The sequence below is a fragment of the Bradyrhizobium sp. genome (assembly GCF_004799445.1).
Lineage (GTDB): Bacteria > Pseudomonadota > Alphaproteobacteria > Rhizobiales > Xanthobacteraceae > Bradyrhizobium.
Genome location: NZ_SSNA01000140.1, coordinates 1 through 19375, shown reverse-complemented (window position 1 = coordinate 19375; position 19375 = coordinate 1). Strand labels below are relative to the sequence as shown.

20 protein-coding genes are annotated in these 19375 nt (G+C 63.1%); 9 read left to right on the top strand and 11 right to left on the bottom strand.

Features of this window, described 5'->3' with window-relative positions; translation table 11 throughout:
* Positions 1–358: 358 nt before the first annotated feature.
* Positions 359–1117: a DUF4167 domain-containing protein gene (locus E8A46_RS19265; protein ID WP_291564463.1), complete on the top strand. Its 759-nt coding sequence runs from the start codon at positions 359–361 to the stop codon at positions 1115–1117.
* A gap of 58 nt (positions 1118–1175) precedes the next feature.
* Here E8A46_RS19265 and E8A46_RS19260 read toward each other — a convergent pair whose 3' ends face one another.
* Positions 1176–1919 (bottom strand): methyltransferase domain-containing protein, encoded by a 744-nt coding sequence (locus tag E8A46_RS19260; RefSeq protein WP_291564460.1) that lies wholly within the window; start codon positions 1917–1919, stop codon positions 1176–1178.
* Positions 1920–2145: 226 nt separating this feature from the next.
* On the opposite strand from E8A46_RS19260, the gene gloB reads away from it, so the two are divergent.
* Together gloB and E8A46_RS19250 are read left to right on the top strand one after the other, a co-directional pair.
* A complete protein-coding gene (gene gloB / locus E8A46_RS19255; protein WP_291564457.1) occupies positions 2146–2913 on the top strand; it encodes a hydroxyacylglutathione hydrolase in 768 nt (255 codons plus the stop codon).
* 16 nt (positions 2914–2929) lie between these two features.
* Positions 2930–3364 (top strand): cupin domain-containing protein, encoded by a 435-nt coding sequence (locus tag E8A46_RS19250; RefSeq protein WP_291564454.1) that lies wholly within the window; start codon positions 2930–2932, stop codon positions 3362–3364.
* A 60-nt stretch (positions 3365–3424) separates the two neighbouring features.
* Here E8A46_RS19250 and E8A46_RS19245 read toward each other — a convergent pair whose 3' ends face one another.
* The 3 genes from E8A46_RS19245 to E8A46_RS19235 all read right to left on the bottom strand — a co-directional run bounded on the left by E8A46_RS19245 (position 3425) and on the right by E8A46_RS19235 (position 6473).
* Positions 3425–4294, bottom strand: a complete 870-nt coding sequence (locus E8A46_RS19245) for an EamA family transporter (protein ID WP_291564451.1) — start codon at positions 4292–4294, stop codon at positions 3425–3427.
* A 103-nt stretch (positions 4295–4397) separates the two neighbouring features.
* Complete coding sequence (phbB, locus tag E8A46_RS19240) at positions 4398–5123, bottom strand: acetoacetyl-CoA reductase (protein ID WP_291564448.1); 726 nt, start codon at positions 5121–5123, stop codon at positions 4398–4400.
* Between the two features lie 171 nt (positions 5124–5294).
* The gene (locus E8A46_RS19235; protein WP_291564445.1) at positions 5295–6473 is read right to left on the bottom strand and encodes an acetyl-CoA C-acetyltransferase; all 1179 of its coding nucleotides are present in this window, start codon (positions 6471–6473) and stop codon (positions 5295–5297) included.
* Positions 6474–6790: 317 nt separating this feature from the next.
* On the opposite strand from E8A46_RS19235, the gene phaR reads away from it, so the two are divergent.
* Positions 6791–7393 carry a polyhydroxyalkanoate synthesis repressor PhaR gene (phaR, locus tag E8A46_RS19230; protein WP_291564442.1) on the top strand — a complete coding sequence of 201 codons (603 nt, stop codon included), beginning with the start codon at positions 6791–6793 and terminating at the stop codon, positions 7391–7393.
* Positions 7394–7532: 139 nt separating this feature from the next.
* Here phaR and E8A46_RS19225 read toward each other — a convergent pair whose 3' ends face one another.
* On the bottom strand, positions 7533–9275 hold the full coding sequence (locus tag E8A46_RS19225; protein ID WP_291564439.1) for a bifunctional diguanylate cyclase/phosphodiesterase: 1743 nt from the start codon (positions 9273–9275) through the stop codon (positions 7533–7535).
* A 169-nt stretch (positions 9276–9444) separates the two neighbouring features.
* Here E8A46_RS19225 and E8A46_RS19220 point away from each other — a divergent pair, with 169 nt between their 5' ends.
* Positions 9445–9735 carry a hypothetical protein gene (locus E8A46_RS19220; RefSeq protein ID WP_291564436.1) on the top strand — a complete coding sequence of 97 codons (291 nt, stop codon included), beginning with the start codon at positions 9445–9447 and terminating at the stop codon, positions 9733–9735.
* Between the two features lie 9 nt (positions 9736–9744).
* Here the strand turns inward: E8A46_RS19220 and E8A46_RS19215 are convergent, their stop codons facing one another.
* The 3 genes from E8A46_RS19215 to E8A46_RS19205 all read right to left on the bottom strand — a co-directional run bounded on the left by E8A46_RS19215 (position 9745) and on the right by E8A46_RS19205 (position 11531).
* Positions 9745–10377 (bottom strand): hypothetical protein, encoded by a 633-nt coding sequence (locus E8A46_RS19215; protein ID WP_291564520.1) that lies wholly within the window; start codon positions 10375–10377, stop codon positions 9745–9747.
* 144 nt (positions 10378–10521) lie between these two features.
* Positions 10522–10707, bottom strand: a complete 186-nt coding sequence (rpmF, locus tag E8A46_RS19210; RefSeq protein ID WP_027540899.1) for a 50S ribosomal protein L32 — start codon at positions 10705–10707, stop codon at positions 10522–10524.
* A gap of 146 nt (positions 10708–10853) precedes the next feature.
* Positions 10854–11531, bottom strand: a complete 678-nt coding sequence (locus E8A46_RS19205; RefSeq protein WP_291564516.1) for a transglycosylase domain-containing protein — start codon at positions 11529–11531, stop codon at positions 10854–10856.
* Positions 11532–11692: 161 nt separating this feature from the next.
* Here E8A46_RS19205 and E8A46_RS19200 point away from each other — a divergent pair, with 161 nt between their 5' ends.
* Both E8A46_RS19200 and E8A46_RS19195 read left to right on the top strand, forming a co-directional pair.
* A complete protein-coding gene (locus E8A46_RS19200; RefSeq protein ID WP_291564410.1) occupies positions 11693–12619 on the top strand; it encodes a polyprenyl synthetase family protein in 927 nt (308 codons plus the stop codon).
* 8 nt (positions 12620–12627) lie between these two features.
* Positions 12628–13314 carry a DUF1345 domain-containing protein gene (locus tag E8A46_RS19195; protein ID WP_291564407.1) on the top strand — a complete coding sequence of 229 codons (687 nt, stop codon included), beginning with the start codon at positions 12628–12630 and terminating at the stop codon, positions 13312–13314.
* A gap of 530 nt (positions 13315–13844) precedes the next feature.
* Here E8A46_RS19195 and E8A46_RS19190 read toward each other — a convergent pair.
* The 3 genes from E8A46_RS19190 to E8A46_RS19180 form a co-directional block, all read right to left on the bottom strand.
* A complete protein-coding gene (locus E8A46_RS19190) occupies positions 13845–14069 on the bottom strand; it encodes a hypothetical protein (RefSeq protein ID WP_291564404.1) in 225 nt (74 codons plus the stop codon).
* Between the two features lie 604 nt (positions 14070–14673).
* Positions 14674–15132 (bottom strand): hypothetical protein, encoded by a 459-nt coding sequence (locus tag E8A46_RS19185; protein ID WP_291564401.1) that lies wholly within the window; start codon positions 15130–15132, stop codon positions 14674–14676.
* A 754-nt stretch (positions 15133–15886) separates the two neighbouring features.
* Positions 15887–17026 carry a helix-turn-helix transcriptional regulator gene (locus E8A46_RS19180; RefSeq protein WP_291564397.1) on the bottom strand — a complete coding sequence of 380 codons (1140 nt, stop codon included), beginning with the start codon at positions 17024–17026 and terminating at the stop codon, positions 15887–15889.
* A 197-nt stretch (positions 17027–17223) separates the two neighbouring features.
* On the opposite strand from E8A46_RS19180, the gene E8A46_RS19175 reads away from it, so the two are divergent.
* Complete coding sequence (locus E8A46_RS19175) at positions 17224–17598, top strand: nuclear transport factor 2 family protein (RefSeq protein ID WP_291564394.1); 375 nt, start codon at positions 17224–17226, stop codon at positions 17596–17598.
* Positions 17599–17660: 62 nt separating this feature from the next.
* A complete protein-coding gene (locus E8A46_RS19170; RefSeq protein WP_291564391.1) occupies positions 17661–19265 on the top strand; it encodes a Na+/H+ antiporter in 1605 nt (534 codons plus the stop codon).
* Positions 19266–19375: the final 110 nt, after the last annotated feature.

The following is a 19375-nucleotide window of genomic DNA, read 5'->3' as shown; positions in this document are numbered from 1 at the left end:
CGAGAGCCCGCCCCGAGTGAAAGGTTCCAAAACGCAGGTCCCTTTGAGCGCGACGGCTTTAGAGCTTCGCCGCTTCCGACCGCAAAGCGAACGAAAGCCTGATATTGCGCTTGAAAACTCACGCGAGAAACCTGTGCTTGTTTTGGCAGGCGGAATGATTTGATGCGGCTGGCGGCGCACGCCGGGCTGGTGGGGAACGCGTCTTTGTTGACTGCGACGTACGGCAAATCTGTGTGGAATTGAACCGCCCGGTGATTCGGTGCGCTTGGCACGCGTGCCGGCGGGCGAACCATGGTGGGCGAACCATCACAATGGCGATCCAAGGCTAGTAACTTCAGGGCTGGAATAAAGGCACGACATGAGAAACGGTCAGAATCAAAACAAGCGGATGCGTAACCGGAATAACAACAATAACAGGAACGATGGCAACCGGCGCGGCCAGAACCCGATGACCCGGGTGTTCGAGTCCAACGGGCCGGACATCAAGATCCGCGGCACCGCATCCCACGTCGCGGAAAAATATGTGCAACTGGCGCGCGACGCCCGCTCCTCCGGCGACCCGGTCGCCGCCGAAAATTACTATCAACATGCCGAACATTATTTCCGGCTGATCGCCGCGGCCCAGGAACAATTCCGTCAGAACCAGCCGCAGCCGCGCACCGAGAATGAAATGGCCTCGGAGGACGGCGACGACGAAAGCGAGAGTTTTTCCAATTTCGGGCAGGAGCCCGGCTTTGTCCCGGTGCAGCAGCAGCCGTTCGTGCCGCGCGACAACAATCAGCGCGACCAGCAACGCGATGGACAATCCTACCAGCCGCGCGACCAGCATCCGCCCCGCGAGCACAACAGCCATCGCGAGCATCGCCCGCAGCCGCAGTTTCAACCCCAGCCGCAGCCGCAGCCGCAACCGGTGATCCCCGACAATGTCAGCGTCGACCGTCTGCCGTCGTTCATCACCGGACCGCAGCCGCAGATCAGCGGCGGCCCGGGCGGTTTCGAGGGCAATGGCGGCGAGCGTTTCCCGCCGCGCCGCCGCCGCCGGCCGCACGGCCCGCGCCCCGAAGGCATGGCCGCGCCGGTAACGCCGGGCGATGATTTCAATCCGGGGAACGAGTAAGGCCGTTCCAGACTCTCTCCAATGGTCGTTCCCGCGCACGCGCAGGGACGACATCTACCTACCCATCGTCGCGCTGGAATGACGACGGTACCAGCACCGGCGGCAGCGCGGGAATAAGCCGGGTGCGCTCGCGGTGCGCCGGGATCGCACGGTAGACCTGCTTGGTGGCTTCGACGATGTGAACGCCGGCGAACGGCAGCGACAGCGCGGCGCCGACGCGCTCCCACGCCATCGCCGAGCGCAGGAACCAGCCGCCGGCGACCGGCGGCATGAACAAGGCCTCGCCCCATCCCGTCGGCGTGAACCAGGTCTGCCGCAGCAATTGCGTGATCTGCGAGCGCGAATAGGGCCGGCCGTGACCGAACGGCGTATGGTCGGTACGTGTCCACACCCCGCGCCGATTCGGAATGATCGCCATCATGCGGCCGGACGGCGCCAGCACCCGCCACACCTCGCGCAACAGCCCTTCCGGATCGTCGGACATTTCCAGCGCATGCACCAGGAGGATGCGGTCGACGGCGGCATCCGGCAGCGGCAGCGAAAATTCATCGACCAGGGTAGCGAGCGTCGGCCGCGCGGTCGGCCATTTCAACACGCCCTGTGCCGCCGGCATGAAGGCGATGCAGCGCTCCGAGTCCTCGCGAAACAGGCCGAGATAGGGCGTCGGATAGCCGAGGCCGAGTACCCGTTGACCCCCGGCATTCGGCCAGCGCGCATGAATGCCGCGATTGATCAGGCGCCGCGCTACGATGCCGAGGCGCTGCGAATAGAAATCGCGGAGATCGATCACATCGATGGTCATGGGATCCAATCTAACACGGTGCCGCCCCGATATAAGCGGCCAATAGCGCATTGCTCATTCGGCGTTAACGCCATATTTCAAGCCCATAGGGGGGCATGCTAGAGCATGATCCCGACCCGGAGGGCCGCGTGAGCGAAAAGCGGGAACCGGTTTGGGGAAGTTCATGCTCAAAAACAGATGAGCCCGCGATCCAGGTCCCCCGCCTCACCCAATCGACGGAGTTATCATGACTGCCGAAATTCGCCTGTTCCCCTGCCTGTCCGATAATTTCGGCTATCTGATTCACGATCCCGAGACCAAGGCGACCGCCTCGATCGATGCGCCGGAAGCAGCTCCCATCATCGAGGCGCTGGAGCGCGAGGGCTGGACCCTGACCGATATTCTCATCACCCATCATCACCACGACCATATCGGCGGCGTCGCCGAGCTGAAGCAGAAATACAAATGCCGCGTGGTCGCGCCCCACGATAAGTCCACCAAAATTGCCAATGTCGACCTGCGCACCGGCCAGGGCGATATCGTGAAGGTGGGGAGCCTGTTGGCGCGGGTGCTGGAAACCCCGGGCCACACCCTCGACCACGTCAGCTATGTCTTCGACAACGACAAGACGCTGTTTGCCTCCGACACGCTGTTCTCGATCGGCTGCGGACGGGTGTTCGAGGGCAGCTATCCGATGATGTGGGACTCGCTGCTCAAGCTGCGGGCGCTGCCGGACGATTTCAAACTCTATTGCGGGCATGAATACACCGCCGCCAATATCAAATTCGCGCTGACCATCGAGCCGGACAATGCCGCGCTCAAAGCGCGCGCCGAGCAAGTGAGGCGCCTGCGGGCGGAGAACAAGCCGACGATTCCGACGCTGCTCGGTGAGGAAAAGAAGGCAAATGTGTTCCTGCGCGCCGACGAGCCATCGGTTGCAGCCAGCGTGCGGATGAAAGGCAAGAGCGCAGCCGAAGTGTTCGGCGAACTGCGCGAACGCAAGAACAAATCCTGATGCAGGAACAATCCAGATGGCCAAGCCGCCTTCCGCTGCCGACATCATCGCCCGGCTTGAATTGAAGCCGCATCCGGAAGGCGGGCACTATCGCGAAACGTTTCGCGACGCCCGCCCCGACGCGAAGGGGCGCGCGCGCTCTACCGCGATCTATTTCCTGCTGGCGCGCGGCGAGCGCTCGCACTGGCATCGCATCGACGCGGTGGAAATCTGGCACTATTACGCTGGCCACGCGCTGACCTTGCAGATTGCCCACGACGGGGGCACGCAGCACACGGTCACGCTCGGACCTGACGTCGCCGCGGGCGAGCGACCACAGGCGATCGTGCCGGCGTTGGCCTGGCAGGCCGCGGAAAGTGTGGGCGATTGGACCTTGGTCGGCTGCACCGTCGCGCCCGGGTTCGAATTTGCAAGGTTCGAACTGGCGCCGAATGGATGGGCGCCGGATTAACTCAGTTCGTCATTCCGGGACGCGCAAAGCGCGAACCCGGAATGACGGCTAACGAACAACTCAGCGCCTCAAAAACATATCCCTGGCCGCGATCAATCCGCCGCCGGCGATCAGCACGGCGGCGATCGCGATATTGGCGCTCGGCCTGGCAAAGCCGGCCAGAATCAGAAACGAGGTCGAGAGCAGCGGCGTCGCGTAGGACGCCGCTCCCAGCACGCGGATGTCGCCGCGCTTCATCCCGACATCCCAGGCGTAGAAGGCGGCGCCGACCGGCCCGACGCCGAGCGCCGCGATCGCCAGCCATTGTGCGGTGGTCTCGGGCCATACGGTGTCCTCCACCAGCCCGTGAACGAGCGCGGCGAGCAACGCGGTGGCGAGGCAAAATCCTGCCACCGCATCCGTCGGCACCGATTTGAGCTTGCGCGACATCACCGAATAGGCCGCCCAGACGAAGGCTGCCACGAACGCCGCGAACAGGCCGGGCAACTGGCCGGACGCAAAGCCGCTGAGGCTGTTGCCGGCAAACAGCAGCACGGTACCGGCAAGTCCCAAGAGCGCGCCGATGATGTGGTGCGGCGCCAGCCGCTCGCCCGGCAGAACTGAGGAAAACAGCACGATCAACAACGGCCAGAGATAGTTCAGAAGGCCGGCTTCGGCCGGCGGCGCGAAGCGCAAGGCGAGGAAATACAGCGCGTGATAGCCGAACAACCCGCCGACCCCGACGATCCATGCCAGCGGCGCCTGCCGCAGCGCACGGATGGCATCCGGCCGCCCGATCCAGGTCAGCGACCCGACCAGCGCGCCGATCGCGAACGTCATCGCCGCCAGCTGAAAGGCCGGGATTTTTCCCGTCGCCACGGTCAGCGCCGCCAGCAGCGACCACATCAGGATCGCGGTCAGTCCTATCAGGGTGGCGGTGCGCGGGGTCATGTTATGCGTCGTCATTCCGGGGCGCGAGGGGACCGAGCGAACCCGGAATCCCGAGATTCCGGGTCTGGTGCTAATGCACCATCCCGGAATGACGTCTTCGGAATCACACCATATATTGCCCGCCATTGATCGAGAGTGTCGAGCCGGTGATGGCCCCCGCCTCGTCAGCGGCCAGAAACACCACGGCGCGGGCGATCTCGTCCGGTTCGCCCAGGCGGTTGATCGGGATCAGCGGCAGGATGCTCTTCTCCAGCACATCCTTCGGCACGGCCTGCACCATCTCGGTGTTGATATAGCCGGGACAGATCGCATTCACGGTGATGCCGCCCTTGGCATTCTCCAGCGCGAGCGCCTTGGTGAAGCCGATATCGCCGGCTTTCGCCGCCGAATAATTGACCTGTCCGAACTGGCCCTTCTGGCCGTTGATCGATGAGATGTTGATGACGCGGCCGAATTTGCGGGCGCGCATGCCTTCGATCACCTGGCGCGTCATATTGAACAGCGAACCGAGATTGGTGTTGATGACCGCGTTCCACTGCTCGAGCGTCATCTTGTGGAACGCACCGTCGCGGGTGATGCCGGCATTATTGACGAGGACATCGACGGGGCCGAGATCGGCCTCGACCTGCTTGACGCCGGCAGCGCAGGCGTCAAACGAACTCACGTCCCATTTGTAAACGGGAATGCCGGTGTCGGCCTTGAATTTCTCCGCCGCCGCGTCGTTACCGGCATAACTGGCGGCAACCTTGTAGCCGGCGGCCTTCAGCGCCTTGCTGATCGAAGCCCCGATACCCCGCGTCCCTCCCGTCACCAATGCAACACGCGCCATGTCGAACTCCTCCCTCGGCTTTTTTGAACTACGCTTTTTATGTAGCTTCGAATTAAGCGGGCCGTTTGACGAACATCAAGAACAAAACGCCCGGCGGGGAGCCGGGCGTTTCATCTTAAGTATAAAGCGTGCAGTGGCGAGATGATCTTTTCATCACGCTGCGCCGCAGGATTAGTCGCGTGCAATGCACATCGCGATGCCCATGCCGCCGCCGATGCACAGCGTGGCAAGCCCCTTCTTGGCATCACGCTTCTGCATTTCATGCAGCAGCGTCACCAGCACGCGCGCGCCGGAGGCGCCGACGGGGTGGCCGATCGCGATCGCGCCGCCATTGACGTTGACCTTGGACGTATCCCAGCCGAGGTCCTTGTTGACCGCGCAGGCCTGCGCCGCGAAGGCTTCATTGGCCTCGATCAGGTCGAGATCGCCGACGCTCCAGCCGGCTTTCTTCAGGGCGGCGCGCGAGGCCGGGATCGGCCCGGTGCCCATGATCTTGGGATCGACGCCGGCCTGGCCCCACGAAACGATCCGCGCCAGTACTTTCTTGCCTTCCTTGGCGGCCTGTTTGGCGGTCATCAGCACCACGGCGGCCGCGCCATCATTGATGCCGGAGGCGCTGCCGGCGGTGACGGTGCCGTCCTTCTCGAAGGCCGGCCTGAGCTTGGCCATCGCTTCCAGCGTGGCGCCGTGACGCGGATATTCATCGCTATCCACGACGATGTCGCCCTTGCGGGACTTGATGGTGACCGGAACAATCTCGTCCTTGAACCTGCCGGCCTTTTGCGCGGCCTCGGCCTTGTTCTGCGAATGCACCGCGAATTCATCCTGCTGGACGCGCGTGATCTGATATTGCCTTGCGACGTTCTCGGCGGTGTTGCCCATGTGGTAGCCGTTGAAGGCGTCCCACAATCCGTCCTTGATCATGGTGTCGATGAACTCGATCCCGCCCATCTTGACGCCGCCGCGCAGGTACTGCGCGTGCGGGGCCATGCTCATGGATTCCTGGCCGCCGGCGACGACGATTTCGGAATCGCCGTTGAGCAGGGCCTGATAGCCCAGCGCCACCGTGCGCAGGCCCGAGCCGCATAATTGATTGACGCCCCAGGCCGGGCTCTCCACCGGGATACCGGCGGCGATCGAGGCCTGACGGGCCGGGTTCTGGCCCTGGGCCGCGGTCAGGATCTGACCCATAATCACTTCCGAGACGCGGCCCGGCTCGATACCGGCGCGCTCCAGCGCGGCCTTGATGGCGATGGCACCGAGATCGTGGGCCGGCATGGTCGCGAACACGCCGTTGAAACTTCCGACCGGGGTGCGGGCGGCGCTGACGATGACGACATCGTCTGACATGGACATCTCCTGAGTTTGAGTTCTTTGGGCTTGAGCCCTTGGACGGCGGGCGGCCGGACGGCTGGCCAGTCTCTCGCCGCATCCTGTTAACGTCGTTGAGGCATGTCAATTGGCCGGAGGATGAAATTACACCGCGGCGCATTCAAAATCATCCTCTTGGCAGTTTCCTGAGCAGTCCCTATGCTTTGGAATTAACCGTGCCGCACAAAACGGTAGCCGAACGGCATTGAAAATGCTTACCTTTGCTGCGATGCGTTGCTCGTCAGCCCGCCGGCGAAGCCGTCGGGTTCCCGTCCTCGGTGTGCATGTGTGAGCCCATGGCGAAATCAGACCAACCCACCACGATCAAGAAATACGCGAATCGACGGCTCTATAATACCGGCACCAGCACCTATGTGACGCTCGAGGACCTCGCGGCGATGGTCAAGGAGGGCGAGGATTTCCTCGTCTACGACGCCAAGACCGGTGACGACATCACCCGTTCGGTGCTGGCGCAGATCATCTTCGAACAGGAAAACAAGGCCGGCCAGAATCTGCTGCCGACCACCTTCCTGCGGCAGTTGATCCGATTTTACGGCGACAGCATGCAGATGGTGGTACCGAAATATCTCGAGCAATCCATCGACACGCTGACGCGCGAGCAGGAAAAATTCCGCAAGCAGCTCACCAACACGTTCAGCGGGACACCCTTTGCTCCCCTCGAAGAGCATGTCCGGCGCAACATGGAATTATTTCAGCAGACCTTCTCGATGTTCAAGCCTTTCGTGCCGCCGCGAATGGGAGCAGCGGCTGCCACCGAACCCGAAAAGGCCCCTGAGCCGGTCCCCGAAGATGACAACATCGATGATCTGCGCCGTCAGATGAAGGACATGCAGGACCGCCTCGATCGGATGTCGAAAGAGCCGAAAAAGGAAGAGTAGCTTTCTCGTCCATCGCCCCTGCGATGGCAGGAACCACTAACCACCACCGCTATTTGGCCTCCGCAGGCGCCTGGTCTATCGCTCTATCGAGACAGGGCGCTGCATACGGGTCCACTTCGCGCAGGGACGACCGATTGTATCAGCTCGCCACGGGAAGCACGCCGGCAACCGCCGCACCCCACGGCCGCTCGGAAGACGCGAGCCCGATCAGGCGCCCCTGGATGTAGTCGCAGCCCCAGTCGCGCAGCATCAGCGCCGACTCTTCATCCTGGACCCATTCGGCGACAGTCTTGATTTGCAGTCGGCGCGCCAGATCGATCAGCGTTTGCACGAAGGCGCGGTCATCGGCCGAGCGTGCGATATTCTGGACGAATTCGCCGTCGATTTTCACGATATCGACGCCGAGCTTGCGCAGGTTTCGAAACGAGGTGTAACCGGCGCCGAAATCGTCGATCGCGATCTGGCTGCCGAAGTTCTTCAGCCGCGTGACGAAGCCGCGGACATCATCGATGTCCTGGATCGCCACGGTTTCGGTGATTTCAACGATCAGACGCTCGGCGACGCCGGGATGCGCGCGCATCAGCGATTCGATGGAAGCCCACCAGTCCGGATCCATGGTGGTGTCGGGGGAAATGTTGAGGCTGAGCCGCACGTCCGGCGAGGCCGCCAGTTCGGCCACCACGAGCTCGAGCACGCGGTGATCGACCAGGCGGATCAGGCCGAGCTTCTCGGCGACGGGGACAATGTCCGGCGCCAGCAGGACCTGCCCGTCATTCTGCTCCATGCGAACCAGACATTCGTAAAACGACGCCTGGCGCGAGCGCGCGTCCACCACCGGCTCGAACGCCATCGCGATGCGGCGCTCATTCAGCGCGGTGACGATTTCGTCGGTGACGCGAATATTGACCCGGCGCTGGGCGTCGCGCTCGACATTCGGACGCCACAGCGAAAACGATCCGGCGCGGCGGCGCTTCGACATGTCGAGCGTTTCCTGGGCGCGGTTGATCGCCTCGTCGGCACTACGCGCATGGCGCGGCACGCTGACCGCGCCGATCGATGCGGTAACCGAGACCGGGCCGGATTTGGTCGGTATCACTTCGTCGCGAATGCCGGCCAGAAACCGCTCGGCGGCGACGTTCATGTCGTCGACGGTGCAGTTCTTCAGGATCAGCCCGAACTTGTTGCCGGAGAACCGGCCGAGCACGTCGCCGCCGCGCAAGCGGGTGCGAACCCGTGCGGCCACTTCCGAGATCACGGCGTCCGCGACATCGAAGCCGAAGGCGTCGTTGATCCGCGCCAGGTGATCGATGCCGATCAACATGAACGCGCAGGAGGTGCGGAAGCGGACGGCTTCCTCGATGGTTTCGGCCAGTGATGCGATGAGGTGGGTGCGGTTGAGTTCGCCGGTCAAAGGGTCGTGCCGCGACAATTTCAAGAGCTGCTCGTCGCGGGCATGACGTTCGTTGTTGACGCGAACGATGCCCTGGACGCGCGCCGGCTTGCCATCGGCGCCGGCAAACCAACAGCCGGATTCCTCGATCCACTGCACGGGGGCCGAGGTGCTGGCGCACACGCCATACTCTATGCGGTAGGGCACGCCATCGGCGCCATGCGAGGGCGGCGAATGGCCCAGCGCGTCAGTCCGAACCGAGCGCACCGGCTCGATCAGGTTTGAAAACTCCGCGCCGCTCGCCAGCGCCGTCGTTGGAATATCCGGGAAGACCGAGGCCACCTGATCGCTCCAGACAATCTCGTCAGTCGCGACGTCCCATACGAAGGCCGCCTGGCCGAGCGAAGCAAGGATGGTCGAAAGCGCGGGAACAACGGGTGTCAAGATCGCCTCGTTTCGGGACAGAGCCGGATGATTCTCGGACCCAAGCATAAAGCCAGTTTTGTGCCGGACCTTATGAAAAGATCATAAATATTCCGGAAACCATGCGATGCGGTGTCCCGGAACCAACCGGGCCGAACCGGCATAGACTTTGCGAGGATGGATGTAGCAAGGGACCGAATGTCCCAAAACGTGACAATTCAGCGGGATCGTGACTCCGATGCCAAGCACCGATCGACCAGAGCCCGCGGTAGAGGACGGCGTCGTTTTGGAGGCAAAGCCCGCCTGCGTCGCGCTGGTCCCGGTAATCCCGTCGGCGCAATGGTCGAAGAGCTCCGGCCGGCAGTGGTCACCCAATTCAATCTTTATCACGCAATTGATCGCGACCGCCGATGCGGTTCCGCAGGCGCGCGGCTTCCGGCGGGCGACGCTCGCGGATGCACGCACCGCCTACAGTGCCAGCCAGAGCCAGGTCCGCAGGGCCGGCAGCCGGACCCGGCAAACCATCTGAACGCGAGCGTTAGTGCGGCCCGTCGGCCGGCCGCGGCGGTCCACTGCCAGGCTGGAGCTCAGGGGACGACACCTCCGGCGACGGCGAAGCTGCCGCAATGTCGGGATCGACCGTTTTCGGTTGAGGGTGATCCAGCAGCACCGATTCAGCGACCGAAGCGGCTGCCGGCACCTCCCGCACGGGTGGGGGATCGGCGAATTGAGGTTCGGGCTTGGCTTCGGGCGTGACGATGGCGGGCCGCCGGGCTCCTCGCGGAGCGGCGGACGCCCCCTGCGCCCCGCGCCGGGCGCGCAGCGCAATCCCCGACAGGAAATCCACCAGCGCCAACAACGCGAGCAGGAAATAGGTCGAACTGCCGAACCGCGGCCATAGCAGAAATTCGGCGACGGCGCCGCCGAATATGATCAGCGACAACAGATGATCGGTGAGGTATTTCGCGCCGGGGCGCGCGCCCCTGATGACCTCGAACAGCAGCAAAACAATGCCCAGCGCCAGCAGCATGTCGCTAAGCGTCAGCGGCCATTCCGCACCCGACATCAGCGTCAGCTTCACGATCGGCTCGGCCAGCGAAACACCGGGCATCAGGAAGACGATGATGTTGTAGATCGCAAGCGGAATCAGAAGAAGCGGAAAACCGACCATTGACATCGGCGAGGCCTTCTTGGGGAAAACCGGAATATTCGCCGGGAAAGCGCACCTCGCTTCACCGGCGGAGACCGTCTTACCTCACTCATGGGCCGAATTCAGGCAGAGGCCATGGAACACAGCGCCCTGCCCGATGCTCGATCAGGATTCTTTCTTGGCCTTCAGGACCTGCCGGCCCTTGTACATGCCGGTCTTCAGGTCGAGGTGATGCGGGCGGCGCAGTTCGCCGGAATCCTTGTCCTCGGCATAGGTCGGCTTCTTCAGCGCGTCCGCCGAGCGGCGCATGCCACGCCGCGAGGGCGATGTTTTTCTACGGGGAACGGCCATTTCGGTGTCCTCTAGGGGTGTTGTCGTTAGGCATCGTCCCAAAGCGGACGGCTGGAGCGTTGTTGGCGCAAGCTGAGATGCCGGTAAGGCCGCGCTTATAAAGGATGGAATGCCGCAAAGCTAGGTTCAAAATACGCCAAAATGGCTCAAAAACCTCGATTTTCGTTCCAGCATCGCTGCAACTCCGACGCCTGCGCCCGGGCCATATAGGTCCCGGCCAGACGGCGCACGCCAGGGCCGGGATTGCGGGCGCTGCGCCGGACCGGATTGGGCAGGATCGCCGCCAACAGCGCCGCCTCGCGCGGTGCCAGGCCCGAGGCCGGATGGCCGAACGCATAGATGGCGCCAGTCTGCGCACCGAACTGGCCGCTTGGACCGAGTTCGGCGATGTTGAGATAGATTTCCAGGATCCGCGGCTTCGGCAGCACCAGGTCGATCCACAGCGCGAGCGGGAACTCCAGCGCCTTGCGGACCACGCTGCGGCCCGGCCACAGGAACAGGTTCTTCGCCACCTGCTGGGTGATGGTCGAGCCGCCGCGGGCGACCTCGCCGTCCCCGGCGTCGTCGATCACCTCGCGCAGCGCGCCCCAGTCGATACCATGGTGGCTGCAGAATTTCGCATCCTCCGAGGCGACCACCGAACGCGGCAGCGACGGCGACATCGCGGCAAGATCGATCCACTGCCGCGACATCGGCGCGCCGGTCAGATAGCGCCAGGCCATCAGTGCCGAGACCGGATGGCCGGCGCGATACAGCGGCGCCAGCAGATACGGCAGCAACAGCACGAGCAGCACAATCAGCGACAAATTCCGGGCAATGCGCAAATTTGATGATTTCTGGCTCAAGTCAGCGGGCTCGACCGATATCTCTCTGATAGTTCCGGCTTTTTTCAGCCGTTGCAAGGCGCCCTAACCCGACGGAGTGGAATTGACGAAGCCTGCGCCATAACCGATTGTCCGGCCAATTCGATGGGGAGCTTTTCTTGATGACGACTGGCACGGCACATTCTGACTTTGCGAAGCGTTTGGACCAGACCGCGGAGGATACCGAAGCGCTGCTTGCGAAGCTTCTGTCCGACACCGTTTTGCCCGACGAGATCGCGCGGCCGAAACGGCTGATGGACGCCATGCGCTATTCCAGCCTCGGCGGCGGCAAGCGCTTGAGGCCGTTCCTGGTGGTCGAGAGTTCGGCCGTGTTCGGCGTCGCGCGCGAGGCAGCGCTGTTGGCGGGAGCCGCGCTCGAATGCATCCACTGTTATTCGCTGGTTCACGACGATCTGCCGGCGATGGACAACAGCGATTTGCGCCGCGGCCGCCCAACGCTGCACAAGAAGACCGATGACGCCACGGCGATCCTGGCCGGCGATGGCCTGTTGACGCTCGCCTTCGACATCGTCACCCGCGATGAGATCCACAAGGACCCGTCCGTACGCCTGCTATTGACCCGCGCGCTGGCGCGCGCCTCGGGAATCGGCGGCATGGTCGGCGGCCAGATGCTCGACCTCGCCGGCGAGGGCCGGTTCGGCGACCGCGAGCCGGTCGATGTCGCGCGGCTGCAGCAGATGAAGACCGGCGCGCTATTGCGCTATGGCTGCATTGCCGGCGCGATCCTCGGCAAGTCCTCGCAAAAGGAATATCAGGCGCTGGACGATTACGGCCGGGCGCTCGGCGAAGCCTTCCAGATTGCCGATGACCTGCTCGACGTCGAGGGCGACGCGGCGGCGCTCGGCAAGCAGACCGGGCAGGACGCGGCGCTGGGCAAGACTACTTTCGTCACCCGACTCGGGATCGAAGGGGCCAAAAAGCGCGTGCGCGACCTGCTGGCGAAGGCCGATTCGGCGTTGTCGATCTTCGGCGCCAAAGGCGACGTGCTGCGCGCCGCCGCGCGCTTCGTCGCCGAACGCAAGAACTGAAGGCGTCGATGGCGGACAGGGAAGCCGACGATCCCGTTCTCGCCCGCTTCCGGAAGATGTCGAAGCCGGTTCGCGTGGTCTACGGACGGCCGCGCACTTTCATTTCAATCCTGATCGGCATCACGGCTTTCTTCCTGCTGCCAGGCGCGCTGCGGCTCGTCACTCGTCTCCTGATCAGCTGGGATATTTTCGTTGCGGCCTACCTGGTGCTTGCCTACATCATGATGTTTCGCTGCGGTCTGGCCCATATCCGCCGCAACGCCGTGCTGCAGGACGATGGCCGCTTTCTGATTCCACTCTTGACCGCGCTCGGCGCCTTCGCGAGCCTCGCTGCGATCGTGTCCGAGCTCGGCGAAGCGCACCGCAACCCGCCGCAACTTATATTCGTGACCTTGACCATCGCGCTGTCGTGGGCGGCGGTGCACACCGCGTTCGCGCTGCATTACGCCCATGATTATTATCGCGGCGCCAAACCCGGCGGCCTGCAGTTTCCCAGCGGCGACCAGCACGATCACGCCGACTACTGGGACTTCGTCTATTTCTCGTTCGTGATCGGCATGACCGCGCAGGTCTCCGACGTCGGCATCACCGACAAGACCATCCGCCGCACTGCGACCGCGCACGGCATCATTTCTTTCGTGTTCAACACCGCGCTGCTCGCGTTGATGGTCAACATCGCCGCGAGCGCCATTTGATCCCTCGTCCCGGCGGGGCCCCCTTTCGTATGTAACGGGAATGCGTTTCCCGCCTGCCGTTACCAACTCGCGCCTGGCTTCGGTCGCCGGATCAGTCGCACTGAACCATGACGCCGTTCGGACCCATGTGTCCTCCACGGCAGGCCGGCTGAGTGTGACCGGGCACATAGTTGCTGCAGCCGGGTTGAGGGTTTTTTGAGCACAAATGCGTAGGTCTTGCGCTTCCGCCGCTGCCACCCGAGGGGGCAGCGGAACTGCCGGATGTTTTCACCTGACTCGGGGGACTTGCGCCGCCGCCGCCACCTTTCGAAAAGACGTGGCTCCCGCTCAGGCTCAACGCCGCTACGATGGCGAGGCACGACACCGTTTTCAACATTGCTTTCATCGCTGTTTCCTTCTTGATTCGAGTATCAATCATGCTGAATCATGACGCCTTGCGGACCCCGATGCGGTCCATGGCACGTCGGCTGGCTAGCATTGGGGACTCCAGCCTTGGGGGTGAGGTGGGGGTGCCATTGCCTTGGCTGCCGCTAGTAGTGATGGCATTGGTAATAGGGGTAATAGCAGTAGCGCGGAGGCACGGGCCTCGGGCTCCCCGACCGCGGCAGATTTCTGCTGACAGGAGTTGGCTCGGCCACGACGACCGAGGCGCGGCGGCCGCCGCCAGCGGAGGCATCGCTGCTGGCGACCAGACTGGCGATGATAAGCGTCGCCGCCATCGCGGAGGCTGACAGAGACTTCATCGTCGTGGTCATCTTCGTCTCCTTCGTCTTCGGTGCCGCGTAGGTGCGGTCATCGCGTTTTGACGGATTGCGCGCCGACGCCGGGACCTTGCTTCGATCGATCGGCGCGCAACACTTCATCGGCCGTGATGCGGGTGGTCGACAAAGATCGTGCCGCCTGCCGGTGAGCTGCCGCCGGGGCTGTTGCTGACCGTGGACGGCGGCGGCCTGGTGCTGACGGGGCGCAGCGGCTTGGACGGCAGGTTGGTCCCCTTCAGCGGGGGAATTGGCTTGACGCGGCCCGGCCGCGGCAATTTTGGCGGAGGCTGCGGGTGACTCGGCGCCAGCTCGTTGACGGAGCGGTTGGCTGATCCAAGACAGCGTTGGTAATTTTCGCGACATTCTTGATAACACCCAGCAGCAGTCTCATCGCCGGCCCGGCTGCAACTGGCGCGACACGCGTCATGAATGGCGACACACTTGCCAACAGCCGCGAACGACGCATTTCCTCCAACGAGCAAAATCAACATCGAAACAAAGAGCGTCAGTGGCATGTGGGATGCGCTTAGCCACTTCCATGTTCGACTTGCGCTTCGCCCAAGCGAGCCGTAACTGAGGCTGCAGCGCGCGGACCGCCTCATCGGCCGTGATGCGGGTGGTCGACAAAGATCGTACCGCCGGCCGGTGAGCCGCCGCCGGGGTTGTTGCTGACCGCGGACGGCGGTGGCTTGGTGCTGACGGGACGCAGCGGTTTGGACGGCGGGTTGGTCCCCTTCAGCGGAGGCGGCTTGGTTCTTGTAGGAAAAATAGGCGTAACTGGATGACCGGGCGGGCCGCCCGGTCCGACGTTAAGAGCCCCGCCCCACTTCTTCATGCAGTAGTCATAACGATGCATGCAGGCGGTATAACAACCGTGATAGGTTTCCTGAGAGTTAGGCTCACAGTTACCTGTGCAGCGGGCTGCGGCTTGAGCGCATATGGTCGCAGTAGAAACAGCGTCCGCATATGCCGTGGTAGCTTGAGGGATCGCGACCGCGACGAAAACCGCAAGCAAAACAGAGAGCTTCAGCGGAATGCCAATCAACCGTCCGCTCATGACGCTTCCCCTCGTCGCGATATACTCGCGATGCGAATCAGACCCTGGGATGCACATCGCAACCTCCATGGCCAAGAGCGCAACGCTTCATCGGCCATGATGCGGGTGCTCGACCAAGATCGTGCCGCCAGTCGGTTTGCTGCCGCCCGTGCCGCTGGCTTCGACCGGTTGCTGATTGACGCGGACGGGAAGAGCCGCTCGCTTGGGCGGAGAATCGGTTCCCGGCTTCAGCGGTACTGCTCCAAGGGTCGGCCGCAACACCGTGCCGACCGTAGCACCGCTACCCGTGCCGACTCCTTTAACTTGTATGACTCCGCACGCCCCGCCCCCTGCTGGGGGACAATTGACGATGTGATTTCCGTTCGCGCCGTCGTTGACCCAAAGCGTGTAGCCTCCATCTGAGTCATGGGTTGCCTTGCACTCCGAGCCTCGCGCATTACACATAGTAAGTGCCTGTTGTGTGTCAGTGGCGAAAGCTGGCGCAGCCGGCGTCGCTGCAACTACGAACAGTAGCGGAGCGGTGACCGTCAGGGGCGTGATACGCATTGGGATCTCCTTGATTACGGCGGCGCCGCTGCGGCTCGACTTCCCGATCACCGCGAAGGGCGGACCTCGCAGCAGTGGTAAGCCTGGAAGCATGTCGGCCTGCCAGTTCAACCGCTTGTTGAAACAGAATATCGCCCCGACAGGGCTTCGCGCCCCCCGATCGGGGGGATGCCGTCGCGCGGCGGCGATGTCGGAGGCGTCGGGAGGATCAGCTTTGCAGAGGGCTCGAAAACCCGGCGACAAGCTTGACGAGATCGGCCTGGCGTCGGGCGCCGGTCTTCACATAAAGTTGGCCGAGATGACCTTTGACAGTCTCAGTCGAAACCCCGAGCGCCTCGGCGACCTCGGGGCCGCCGCCGACCTCGATGACGGCGAGCAGAACGCGCAGTTCGGTCGGCGTCAGCTTGTAGGCTTTGGCGATCGCCTCCGGGGGCGAGGGCGTGTCCAGCGCCGCCTTTTGAACGAACAGCGCGGCAACCGCCGAAGTGGCAATGCCGGCGCGGCGCCGCGCGCCCGACGTCAGCGGCAGCACGTGGGCGACATGGTGCTCGCCGCCGCGCGAGATCAGCGGCACCGCGATGCCCTTGATGCCGATCGCCGCATCACCGTTGCCGGCGGCTGCGAAAATATCGCGGAACAGCCGATCGATTTGCGGATCGCTCGCCGTTAGCCTGTCGCCGATAGCGCAAAGGAAATCACCCTCGCGAAAAATCGCATGGCCGGTGGTATTGGCGTGGATGATACGGCCGGTCGCGTCGACCAGAAACATGCCGGCGGTGAGACCATCAAGGGTGTCGGCGAAGGTCGCTGCCTCGGCGGTCTTGAGATCGATCGCCTTGCCGATGAGCACCGCACGGCGTACGTGCGGTGTGATGAGCGCCATGCGCCGGCGTGCTTCGTCGTCGACGAGACCATCCCGTTCGTGGCGAAAGATGCCGAACAAAGCGGCGCTGGTGTTCGACTTCTCGATCACCGCGGCGACGTGATCCACCAAACCCTGCGGCCGTGCCCATTCCAGGTAGAAGCGGGTTTCAAGGAACTCCTGGTAGGGAATGATGTCATTGGTGGCAACCGGGGCATCCAGCTCGGCAAAAAAATGACCCGTCGTCGTCGGATCGAGCTTGACGTAGGTGTCGAAATAAAGGTGCCGGTAGTGAGGATCGATGCCGTCGGCGTTCTGGTAAAACATGTTGCCGCACTTGTTGACGGCATCCTTGGAATACAGCGAAGCGGCCACGCCGCCGACAAATCCCTTGGCTTTTCCAAGAACAAGCGGCCATAGCGAGGGGTCGAGCGCGGCGTCGTAGATGTCGCCGATCAACTCCGAAACTTGTGCTGTCTCGTCCATCACCATCTGCCCTCGGCCTCAAATATACCCGGGTTTTTCACGCTTCGCGAGCTTGAAACCATCAGCCGCGCCTCGTCGGCATGGCCGCTGAGAGACCGTTTCAAGAATCTGAGTGGCCAGGAGCCAGGAATGTATTATTTGGGGATTGCGTCTTGTAGAATTGTTTTCGTTTCGCTTTCCTCAGCAGGAGCAAAACCGTGACTCACGACCGTTCCACCGTCGAAGCCGTCGTCCAGCACTATTTCGACGCGCTCTATGAAGGCGATGCCGAAAAGCTCGGCGAGATCTTCCACCCCTCCGCTGATTTGCGCTGGGTGGAAAAGGGCGAGTTGAAGGTCCTCACCGTGCCAGACTGGATGGGCTGGGTCAGGAAGCGGCCTTCCGCCAAGGCGGAAGGCAAGCCGCGCGAGGATTTTGTCGTCACCATCGACCGCTCCGACGATTCCACCGCCTTCATCAAGGTGCGCTGCCAACTGCCGCCGCGCTATTTCACCGACTACCTGGTGGCGATGAAACTCAAAGACGGCTGGCAGATCGTGTCGAAGTCGTACCGCTACGATCTGCGGGAATAGCGACCGCCCCGTTGACCTCGGTCGCCTTCCGGGCAAACTGGAGGGTGAGGATTTGAAAGACCGTGGAAGCCAAATTCCAGATATTCCTGATCTTGCTCGCGGTGCTGGCGGGCACGGCGCTGCTGGCGCGGCGGATCAATGTCGCGCCGGCGATCCTGCTGCTGCTCGCCGGCATCGCGCTCGCCTTCGTGCCGGGAATGCCGTCGCTGGAATTGCCGCCGGAGCTGGTGCTGCTGTTGGTATTGCCGCCGCTGATCTATTCGGCCAGCGTCGCCATGAGCTGGCGCGAATTCAAATACAACCTGCGCCCGATCATCCTGCTGTCGGTCGGCTGTGTGATTTTCACGGCCTTCGCGGTCGCCGCCGCCACCCACTATCTGATCGGACTGCCCTGGAATATCGGCTTCCTGTTAGGGGCCATTGTCGCGCCGCCGGACGTGGTGGCGCCGCTGGCGATCGCCCGCAAGCTCGGCATCCCGCGCCGGATCATGGTCGTGCTGGAGGGCGAGGGACTGGCGAACGACGCCACTGCGCTGATCCTGTATCGTTTCGCGGTGGCGGCGATCTCGACGGGGATGTTTTCACTGCCCAAGGCGATGGGCGAGTTCGCCACTATCGTCGGCGGCGAAATGCTGTTTGGCGCCGCGATGGGCTGGCTCTCGTTGCGGGCGCGTCACCGCGCGCGCGATCCGCAGATCGAGATCACGCTGTCGCTGATCACGCCCTATGTAGCCTACTGGGTACCCGAGCATTTCGGCGGCTCCGGCGTGATCGCGACCGTCGCCTGCGGGCTCTATATGAGCTGGAACGGACCGCTGCTGATCTCTTCGGCGACACGGCTGCAGGGCATCTTCTTCTGGGACCTTGTGATCTATCTGATCGAGGGCCTGCTGTTCCTGCTGACCGGATTCCAGATGCGGTTGTTGTTCGAGAAATCGAAGGCGTTTCCGCTCGACGACATCCTGATCGCGACCGCGCTGGTCACCGTCATGATCGTCGTCGCGCGTTTCGCCTGGGTGTTTCCCGCCACCTACCTGCCACGGCTGCTCGAGCGCATCCGCAGCCGCGATCCGTCACCGCCGTGGCAGTGGGTGTTCGTGCTCTCATTCACCGGGGTCCGCGGCGCGGTGTCGCTGGCGGCGGCACTGGCGCTGCCGTTCGCGCTTCCCAACGGCGAGACATTTCCCGATCGCGATCTGATCCTGTTCGTTTCGTTTGGCGTCATCTTCATCACGCTGGTCGGATTGGGACTTGGGTTGCCGCCGGTGGTCCGGTGGCTCGGCGTCGCCCAAGCCGGCCGCGCCGAGCATCTGGCGGAACACGAATCGGAAATCGCGGCGCGGCGCGAGGCGCTCGGCGTCGCGCTCAAGTCGCTCGAAGCCATGACCGACGATCGCGACTTATCCGACGAAGTGGTCAGGCTGTTGCGCGCACGGCACGATATCCGTGCCAACCAGCTGCCGGATTCGCTCGATCCCGATGCCCACGACGCATCGGCGGCGGGAACCGGGCTGACGCGGGAATTGATCGCAACCGAGCGGAAATTCATCCACGTCCTGCTGCGCGACGGCAAGATCACCGACGAGACGAGGCGGCGGATCGAACGCGATCTCGATCTGGAGGAAGCAAGCCTCGCCAACCGCGAATATCGCAGGATTCCGCTTTAGAGCGTTTTCGAGCGAAAGCCTGCCCCGCACTTGATGCGGGGTGGATACCGGTTCGCGTGAAGAAAACGCGTCAAAACAAAAGATTAGAGCGTCGGTTCTGATTCAATCAG